6 protein-coding genes are annotated in these 9,114 nt (G+C 72.8%); 5 read left to right on the forward strand and 1 reads right to left on the reverse strand.

Annotated features, from left to right (window positions below; translation table 11 throughout):
• Positions 1–165 precede the first annotated feature (165 nt).
• The gene (gene ileS / locus ABZ261_RS23315; protein WP_356862138.1) at positions 166–3,309 is read right to left on the reverse strand and encodes an isoleucine--tRNA ligase; all 3,144 of its coding nucleotides are present in this window, start codon (positions 3,307–3,309) and stop codon (positions 166–168) included.
• A 599-nt stretch (positions 3,310–3,908) separates the two neighbouring features.
• On the opposite strand from ileS, the gene ABZ261_RS23320 reads away from it, so the two are divergent.
• The 5 genes from ABZ261_RS23320 (at position 3,909) to ABZ261_RS23340 (ending at position 9,013) form a co-directional block, all read left to right on the forward strand.
• The gene (locus tag ABZ261_RS23320; RefSeq protein ID WP_356862140.1) at positions 3,909–5,129 is read left to right on the forward strand and encodes a TraR/DksA C4-type zinc finger protein; all 1,221 of its coding nucleotides are present in this window, start codon (positions 3,909–3,911) and stop codon (positions 5,127–5,129) included.
• 67 nt (positions 5,130–5,196) lie between these two features.
• The gene (gene lspA / locus ABZ261_RS23325) at positions 5,197–5,835 is read left to right on the forward strand and encodes a signal peptidase II (protein WP_356862142.1); all 639 of its coding nucleotides are present in this window, start codon (positions 5,197–5,199) and stop codon (positions 5,833–5,835) included.
• A 63-nt stretch (positions 5,836–5,898) separates the two neighbouring features.
• Complete coding sequence (locus ABZ261_RS23330; protein WP_356862144.1) at positions 5,899–6,843, forward strand: RluA family pseudouridine synthase; 945 nt, start codon at positions 5,899–5,901, stop codon at positions 6,841–6,843.
• The gene (locus ABZ261_RS23335) at positions 6,840–7,307 is read left to right on the forward strand and encodes a GNAT family N-acetyltransferase (RefSeq protein ID WP_356862146.1); all 468 of its coding nucleotides are present in this window, start codon (positions 6,840–6,842) and stop codon (positions 7,305–7,307) included. The genes ABZ261_RS23330 and ABZ261_RS23335 overlap by 4 nt, the downstream gene beginning before the upstream one ends.
• Positions 7,308–7,426: 119 nt before the next feature.
• Entirely contained in the window at positions 7,427–9,013 is a 1,587-nt protein-coding gene (locus ABZ261_RS23340) for a Na+/H+ antiporter (protein WP_356862148.1), read from the forward strand.
• Positions 9,014–9,114: the final 101 nt, after the last annotated feature.

Below are 9,114 nucleotides of genomic sequence, written 5' to 3' on the forward strand. Positions count from 1 at the left end.
CACGGCGGTGCCGGGCGCGTCGACGCGCTAGGGGCGCGCGCCAGGCGCACGGTTCCGCTGCCGCGCACGGTTACGCCGCCGCGCACGGTTACGCCGCCGGGCGCCCGTGCAGAAGGGCCCGGCCCCCTGAGCGGAGACCGGGCCCTGCCATCGTTCGGCCTGCGGCTACGCCTTGCGCAGCCGGAACGTGAGGGACAGCCCCTCGTCGGTGAACGGCTCGCCGTAGCCGTCCTCCGCCTCGCCCCGGGCGAAGTCGGTGGCGAGGACCTCGTCGGCGATCAGAGCCGTGTGCTCGGTCAGGGCCGCGACGACCGCCGGGTCCGAGGAGGTCCAGCGCAGCGCGATCCGGTCGGCGACGTCCAGGCCGCTGTTCTTGCGCGCTTCCTGGATGAGGCGGATGGCGTCCCGGGCGAGGCCCGCCTGCCGCAGCTCCTCGGTGATCTCCAGGTCCAGGGCGACCGTGGCGCCGGAGTCGGAGGCCACCGACCAGCCCTCGCGCGGGGTCTCCGTGATGATCACCTCGTCGGGAGCGAGGGTGATCGTCTCGCCGTCCACCTCCACGGACGCCGTGCCCTCGCGCAGCGCGAGGGAGAGCGCGGCCGCGTCGGCGCCCGCGATGGCCTTCGCCACGTCCTGGACCCGCTTGCCGAACCGCTTGCCCAGCGCGCGGAAGTTGGCCTTGGCGGTCGTGTCGACCAGGCTGCCTCCGACCTCGGACAGCGACGCCAGCGAGGTGACGTTCAGCTCCTCGGTGATCTGCGTGTGCAGTTCGGGGTGCAGGGCGTCGAAGCCGGTGGCCGCGATCAGCGCGCGGGACAGCGGCTGCCGCGTCTTGACGCCCGACTCGGCGCGGGTGGCCCGGCCCAGCTCGACCAGCCGGCGGACGAGGGCCATCTGCTTGGACAGCTCCAGGTCGACCGCCGACAGGTCGGCCTCCGGCCAGGCGGCCAGGTGCACGGACTCCGGGGCGCCCGGCGTGACCGGCACGACCAGGTCCTGCCACACCCGCTCGGTGATGAACGGGGTGATCGGCGCCATCAGCTTCGTGACCGTCTCCAGCACCTCGTGCAGCGTGCGCAGGGCGGCCTTGTCACCCTGCCAGAAGCGGCGGCGCGAACGGCGGACGTACCAGTTGGACAGGTCGTCCACGAACGCGGACAGCAGCTTGCCGGCGCGCTGGGTGTCGTATCCCTCCAGCGCCTGGGTCACCTGGTCGGTCAGCGCGTGCAGTTCGGACAGCAGCCAGCGGTCAAGCAGCGGGCGCTCGGCCGGCGCCGGGTCGGCCTCGGAAGGGGCCCAGCCGCAGGTGCGGGCGTACAGCGCCTGGAAGGCGACCGTGTTCCAGTAGGTCAGCAGCGTCTTGCGGACGACTTCCTGGATGGTGCCGTGGCCGACGCGGCGGGCCGCCCACGGGGAGCCGCCGGCCGCCATGAACCAGCGCACCGCGTCCGCGCCGTGCTGGTCCATGAGCGGGATCGGCTGCAGGATGTTGCCGAGGTGCTTGGACATCTTGCGGCCGTCCTCGGCCAGGATGTGCCCCAGGCAGACGACGTTCTCGTACGACGACCTGCCGAAGACGAGCGTGCCGACGGCCATCAGCGTGTAGAACCAGCCGCGGGTCTGGTCGATCGCCTCGGAGATGAACTGCGCCGGGTACCGGCTCTCGAACAGCTCCTTGTTGCGGTACGGGTAGCCCCACTGCGCGAACGGCATCGAACCCGAGTCGTACCAGGCGTCGATGACCTCGGGCACGCGCGTGGCCGTCTTCGCGCAGCCCTCGTGCGGGCAGGCGAAGACGATCTCGTCGATGTAGGGGCGGTGCGGGTCCAGGCCCGACTGGTCGGCGCCGGTCAGCTCGGTCAGTTCCGCGCGCGAGCCGACGCAGGTGAGGTGGTCCTCCTCGCAGCGCCAGATCGGCAGCGGGGTGCCCCAGTAGCGGTTGCGGGACAGCGCCCAGTCGATGTTGTTGTTCAGCCAGTCGCCGAACCGGCCGTGCTTGACGGTCTCCGGGAACCAGTTGGTCTTCTCGTTCTCCTGGATCAGGCGGTCCTTCACCGCCGTCGTGCGGATGTACCAGGAGGGCTGCGCGTAGTAGAGCAGCGCGGTGTGGCAGCGCCAGCAGTGCGGGTAGCTGTGCTCGTACGGCAGGTGCTTGAAGAGGAGGCCGCGCTGCTGGAGGTCCTCGGTGAGCTTCTCGTCCGCCTTCTTGAAGAAGACGCCCCCGACCAGCGGGACGTCCTCCTCGAAGGTGCCGTCGGGGCGTACCGGGTTGACCACGGGCAGACCGTAGGAGCGGCAGACCTTGAGGTCGTCCTCACCGAAGGCGGGGGACTGGTGGACCAGGCCCGTGCCGTCCTCGGTGGTGACGTACTCGGCGTTCACCACGTAGTGGGCGGGCTCGGGGAACTCCACCAGCTCGAACGGGCGCCGGTACGTCCAGCGCTCCATCTCGGCGCCGGTGAAGGTCCGGCCCGTGCTCTCCCAGCCCTCGCCGAGCGCCTTGGCGAGCAGCGGCTCGGCGACGACGAGCTTCTCCTCGCCGTCGGTCGCGACGACGTAGGTGACCTCGGGGTGGGCGGCGACCGCCGTGTTGGACACCAGGGTCCACGGGGTCGTCGTCCACACCAGGAGCGCGGCCTCGCCGGCGAGCGGGCCGGAGGTGAGCGGGAAGCGCACGTACACGGAGGGGTCGACGACCGTCTCGTAGCCCTGCGCCAGCTCGTGGTCGGACAGGCCGGTGCCGCAGCGCGGGCACCAGGGGGCGACGCGGTGGTCCTGCACCAGCAGGCCCTTGGTGAAGATCTCCTTCAGCGACCACCAGACCGAGTCCACGTACTCGGGGTCCATGGTCCGGTAGGCGTCGTCCAGGTCGACCCAGTAGCCCATGCGGGTCGTCAGCTCGGCGAAGGCGTCGGTGTGCCGGGTCACCGACTCGCGGCACCGGGCGTTGAACTCGGCGATGCCGTACGCCTCGATGTCCTGCTTGCCGGTGAAGCCCAGCTCCTTCTCGACGGCCAGCTCCACGGGCAGTCCGTGGCAGTCCCAGCCGGCCTTGCGGGCGACGTGGTAGCCGCGCATGGTGCGGAAGCGGGGGAAGACGTCCTTGAAGACGCGGGCCTCGATGTGGTGGGCGCCGGGCATGCCGTTGGCGGTGGGCGGGCCCTCGTAGAACACCCATTCCGGGCGGCCCTCGGACTGCTCCAGGCTCTTGGCGAAGATCTTCTGCTCGCGCCAGAAGTCGAGCACGGCGTGCTCGAGGGCGGGCAGGTCGACCTGTGCGGGCACCTGGCGGTACGTCGGCGCTGTCATCTGCGAGCATCCTCCAACGGACTTGCTGCCTTCCGTCGGAGGGACGAGAGCCTTCGATCCTGTCGACGCCGTGTGCGGCGCGCTCCCGCGGTACCACCCTCCTTGGCTCCCCGTCGCGCCGTACGCGCCGGTGAACCCCCTCATTCGGGTCGCGATGCCGGTTCTACTCGCCCCGCACCACGGCGGCGGCTTTCTTCCGGCGGCTCCGGGGTGATCTTCACGACGCGCTCGCCCCCGGGCTCCCACCGTCCCCGGGTCGCTCTGGGCTGCGTACGCCGCTACTCGTCCCCATCCACGCTTCTCGCTCCGCCCAGTGTACGGCGCTCCGCGGACGGCGGCGGACCGGTTTTCCGACCGCCGGCCGGGCCTCCGGCCGCCGGGCCGCGTGACCCGAACGGCGAGGGGGCCGCGCGTGCGTCCGGCACGGGCCGGTCCGGCGGAATACCCGGCGGGGAGCTGGGCACAACGGATGCAGGCCCGTCGCACGGGGGGTGCGGGCGGGCGAATCGGGCGGTGTGCCCCGTTGCCGCGGGACTCGAGTCGATTTATCGTCCCAGCACGATTCGCGTGCGTGATCACAATATGTGAAGGGGCCGGCCATGGTGGCGAAGAAGACCGCCGTACAGCAGCCGGCGACCGGGAAGACCGGCGCGCGGCCTGCCGCCGGGAAGACGGCCGCGGGGAAGCCGGCGGGCGAGAGGACGGCCGTGGAGGAGGGGGCGGCGAGGCAGCCGGCCGCCGAGGAGGAGGCGCGGGCCCCGGTGGCGCGGGGGCCGGCGAAGCAGACGGCTGCCCGGAGGACCCCGGCCGGGAAGGCCGCGACCGAGAAGGCCGCGGTGAAGAAGGCCGCGGCGAAGGAGACCGCGACCGGGAAGGCTGTGGCGAAGAAGGCCGCGGTGAAGAAGACCGCGACCGGGAAGGCCGCAGCGAAGAAGGCCGCGGCGAAGAAGGCCGCGACCGAGAAGGCCGCAGCGAAGAAGGCCGCGACCGAGAAGGCCGCAGCGAAGAAGGCCGCGACCGAGAAGGCCGCAGCGAAGAAGGCCGAGGCGGAGAAGGCCGCGACCGGGAAGGCCGCGGCGGAGAAGGCGGCCGCGGGGCGGACGGCGGCCCGCGGGACCGCGGTGAAGGAGACAGCCGCCGGGACGGCCGCCGGCAGGGCGGCGGCTCCGCGGACGGCGGGCGGGAAGGCCGCCCGAGGAGGGACGGCCGCCGAGGAGCCGACGGCGAGGAAGGCCGGCGGCGAACGGGCGGTCGAGGCGGGCGTCTCCACGGAGGCGGCCGATGAGAGCACGGCCAAGAAGGCGGGCGCGGCGCGGGCCGCGAAGCAGACGGGAGCCACGACAGTGGTTGCGAAGAAGACTCCTGGCACGGTCACGTCCGGACAGACCGCCGTTCCCAAGGCGCGCGGCATCGCGGCGGAGCCCGGCGAGCTGGCGGTGCGCCCCGGCGAGGACCCCTGGACCCCGGAAGAGGTCACGGAGGCCCGCGCGGAACTGCAGTCCGAGATGGAGCGGCTGCGGGAGGAGATCAGCTCCTCGGAGGCGTCCCTCGTCGGCCTGATGCGCGACTCCGGGGACGGCGCCGGTGACGACCAGGCCGACACCGGGACCAAGAACATCACGCGCGAGCACGAGATGGCGCTGGCGGCCAACGCGCGCGAGATGCTGGTCCAGACCGAGCGCGCGCTGGAACGGCTGGACGCGGGCACCTACGGCCTGTGCGAGAACTGCGGCAACCCCATCGGCAAGGCGAGGATGCAGGCGTTCCCGCGGGCCACCCTGTGCGTGGAGTGCAAGCAGAAGCAGGAACGCCGCTCCTGAGCGTGAGGGGCCGCGGGGGCGTGCCGTAGTCTCGTCCCCAGTCAGGCACCTAGGTTGAGGGACTCACGTGGCAGAGGCGGAGCGCATCATCGGTACGCCGGACACCCCGGACGGCAGCGGCGAGCAGACGGCGGCCCAGGCGCCCGCCGCCCCGGGCGCGCCGGGGGCGGACGGTGCGGACGGTGCGTCCGCCGCGGGCGCGCCGGCGCCGCGGACCGGCCGCGGACGCCGGGTCGCCGTGCTGTTCGCGGTGGCCGCGTTCGCGTACGCCCTCGACCTGGTCAGCAAGATGCTCGTCGTCGACCGGCTGGAGGGCCACGCGCCGATCCGCCTCGTCGGGGACTGGCTGGAGCTGCACGCCATCCGCAACCCGGGCGCCGCCTTCGGTTTCGGCGCGGCCTTCACGGTGATCTTCACACTGATCGCGGCGGCGGTGATCGTGGTGATCATCCGGCTGGCCCGCAAGCTGTACAGCCTGCCGTGGGCGGTCGCGCTCGGCCTGCTGCTCGGCGGCGCGCTCGGCAACCTCACCGACCGGATCTTCCGGGCGCCGGGAGTCTTCGAGGGCGAGGTCGTGGACTTCATCGCGCCGAAGGGCTTCGCGGTGTTCAACCTCGCCGACTCGGCGATCGTGTGCGGCGGCATCCTGATCGTGCTGCTGTCCTTCCGCGGCCTGGACCCGGACGGCACGGTCCACACGGACTGAGGTGCCGCTGGGCCGTCCACAGGCTCGTTCGGCGCCGTCCCACCCGTCCGGCATACTCGACGGGTGAGCACGATTCCCGAGATCCGTACCCTGCCCGTGCCCGACGGCCTGGAGGGCGAGCGCGTCGACGCCGCCATCTCCCGCATGTTCGGCTTCTCCCGCACGAAGGCGGCGGAGCTCGCCGCGGCCGGCAAGGTCCAGGTCGACGGCGCGGTGGTCGGCAAGTCGGAGCGGGTGCGCGGCGGCGCCTGGCTCGAGGTCGAGATGCCGCAGGCGCCCGCGCCGGTGCAGGTGGTCGCCGAGCCGGTCGAGGGCATGGAGATCGTGCACGACGACGACGACGTGGTCGTGATCGTCAAGCCGGTCGGCGTGGCCGCGCACCCGTCGCCGGGCTGGTCCGGGCCCACCGTCATCGGCGGTCTCGCCGCCGCCGGGTACCGCATCTCCACCTCCGGCGCCGCCGAGCGCCAGGGCATCGTCCACCGCCTGGACGTCGGCACCTCCGGTCTGATGGTGGTCGCCAAGTCCGAGTACGCGTACACGTCGCTCAAGCGCCAGTTCAAGGAGCGCACGGTCGACAAGCGCTACCACACCCTCGTCCAGGGCCACCCGGACCCGACGAGCGGCACCATCGACGCGCCGATCGGCCGCCACCCGAACCACGACTACAAGTGGGCGGTCACCGCCGACGGCAAGCCGTCGGTGACGCACTACGACCTCATCGAGGCGTTCCGCGCGGCCTCGCTGCTGGACGTGAAGCTGGAGACCGGCCGCACCCACCAGATCCGCGTCCACATGGCCGCCCACCGCCACCCGTGCGTCGGCGACCTCACCTACGGTGCCGACCCGACCCTCGCCAAGCGGCTGCGCCTGACCCGGCAGTGGCTGCACGCGGTGCGCCTCGGCTTCGAGCACCCGGGCGACGGGCAGTGGGTGGAGTTCCGGAGCGACTACCCCGAGGACCTGCAGAAGGCCCTCGACCAGGTCCGCGAGGAGACGTACGCGTGAGCGCGCCGTACACCGTCCGGGTCGCGGAGGACCCGGCCGACCGAGAGGCCTGCTTCGCGCTCCGCAAGGAGGTCTTCGTGGTCGAGCAGGGCGTCGCCGAGGACATCGAGTACGACGCCTACGACGCCGTGGCCGTGCATGTGCTGGCGGTCCGGCGGGACGGTGTGCCGCTGGGCACCGGGCGGCTGCTGCACGGGGAGACGGCCGCCGCGAAGACCGGCGGGGACCCGGCGGTGGGCTCCCTGGGGCGGCTCGCCGTCTCCCGCGAGGCGCGCGGCCAGGGCGTCGGCGCGGCCCTGGTGCGGGCCGTCGAGGACGCGGCACGCGCGCGCGGCCTGGCCGCGGTGGACCTGCACGCGCAGACGCACGCGCTGGGCTTCTACGAGCGGCTCGGCTACGAGGCGTACGGCCCGGAGTTCCCGGACGCCGGCATTCCGCACCGGGCGATGCGCCGGTCCCTGTAGCCGCGGCCCCGCGCCGTCCCCTCTGCGGGGCGGGGCGGTGCCGGCAGGGCCCGCGCTCGGGCGTCGTGGCAGGCTGGAGATCTGCCGTGTGATCGATCGTCGACCCCGGAGCGCCGTCCTTGGACCAGTTGGCCTTGTTGTTCGTCCTGCTGCTCGGGGCCCTGGTGAGTGTCCCGGTGGGGGACCGGTTCGGGGTGCCCGCGCCGGTGCTGATGACCCTGTTCGGAGGGGTCCTGGCAGTGGTCGAGTTCGTGCCCGACGTGGACATCCCGCCCGAGCTGATCCTGCCCGCGCTGCTGCCGCCGCTGCTCTACGCCGCCGTGCGCCGGACCTCCTGGCGGCAGTTCGCGCACAACGTCCGGCCGATCTTCCTGCTGGCCGTCGCCCTGGTGTTCGTGACGACGGTGTGCGTGGCGGTCGTCGCGCACGCCGTCGTGCCCGGGCTGCCGATCGCCGCCGCCGTCGCGCTCGGCGCCCTGATAGCCCCGCCCGATCCGGTCGCCGCGACCAGCGTGGCCGGGCAGCTCGGGCTGCCGCGCCGGCTGGTGTCCATCCTGGAGGGCGAGGGGCTCTTCAACGACGTCACGGCCATCGTGCTGTACAACGTGGCGATCGCCGCGGCCCTCAGCGGCACCTTCTCGCCCTGGGAGGCCGCGCTGGACCTCGTGCTGTCCGCCGTCGTCGCGCTGGCCGCGGGCCTGGCGCTGGGGTGGGGCGCGAACAAGCTCATGGACCTGCTGGGCGACCCGACGCTGCAGATCGGCCTGACCCTGCTGGTGCCGTACGCCTCGTACGTGCTCGCCGAGCGGATGCACGGCTCCGGGGTGCTCGCGGTGCTCACCACGGCCCTCTTCCTCGCCGAGTACGCCACCGACGCCGACGACGTGATGACCCGGCTGGCCGGGCACACCTTCTGGGACATCATCGACACCCTCGTCACGGGCGTCGCCTTCGGGCTGATCGGGCTGGAGCTGCACAACGCCCTCCACACGGCCCGCGGGCGGTGGGGCGAGCTGCTCGGCTGGGCGGCCGCCGTCGTGGCCGTGGTGGTCGTCGTACGGCTGCTGTGGCTGCTGCCCGCGACCTGGCTGACCAAGCGGCTGCACGCCCGCCGGGACTACGACGAGGAGATCCCCGTGAGCTGGCGGGAGACCGTCGTCATGTGGTGGTCCGGGATGCGCGGGGTGGCCTCGGTGGCGCTGGTCCTCGCCATTCCGCTGCGCACCGAGGACGGCTCTGCCTTCCCGCAGCGGGACGTCCTCGTGTTCATCGCCTTCGCGGTGATCATCGCCACGCTGGTGGTGCAGGGGCTGACCCTGCCGTGGCTGGTGCGCCGGCTCGGGGTGCGGGCCGACTCCGAGCGGGAGAAGGAGTTCGAGAAGGAGCTGGCGGTGCGGGCGGCGAAGGCGGCCAAGCGCAGGCTGCGCGAGATCGAGCAGGTCGAGGACCTGCCCGAGGAGCTGTCCGAGCAGATGCTGCGGCGGGCCTTCGACATCGGGATCCGGATCAGCCCGGACATGGGGGAGGAGGAGCGCCGGGAGGCGCACCGCCAGCGGGCCAGGCGGCTCAAGCGGGTGCGGCGCATCCAGGGGGAGATGCTCAGCGCGGCGCGGCACGAGGTGCTGGCGGCGCGCAGCGAGCCCGGCGCGGACCCGGAGATCGTGGACCGGGTGCTGCGGCACCTCGACGTGCGCAGCCTGCGGTGACGGCCGCGCGCGCCGGCCTCCTCCGGCGCATCGGAAAGGTCGCCGAGGTCTATCCGTTTCCCCAGCAGCACTATCTGAACTCGCTGTCCCAGGCGTGGCTG

Source organism: Streptomyces sp. NPDC006193, assembly GCF_040613915.1.
Lineage (GTDB): Bacteria > Actinomycetota > Actinomycetes > Streptomycetales > Streptomycetaceae > Streptomyces.

Excerpts from the sequence above, each read along its gene's own strand:
- ileS (WP_356862138.1), bottom strand. The coding sequence starts at position 3,309 with ATGACAGCGCCGACGTACCGCCAGGTGCCCGCACAGGTCGACCTGCCC.
- ABZ261_RS23320 (WP_356862140.1), top strand. The coding sequence starts at position 3,909 with ATGGTGGCGAAGAAGACCGCCGTACAGCAGCCGGCGACCGGGAAGACC.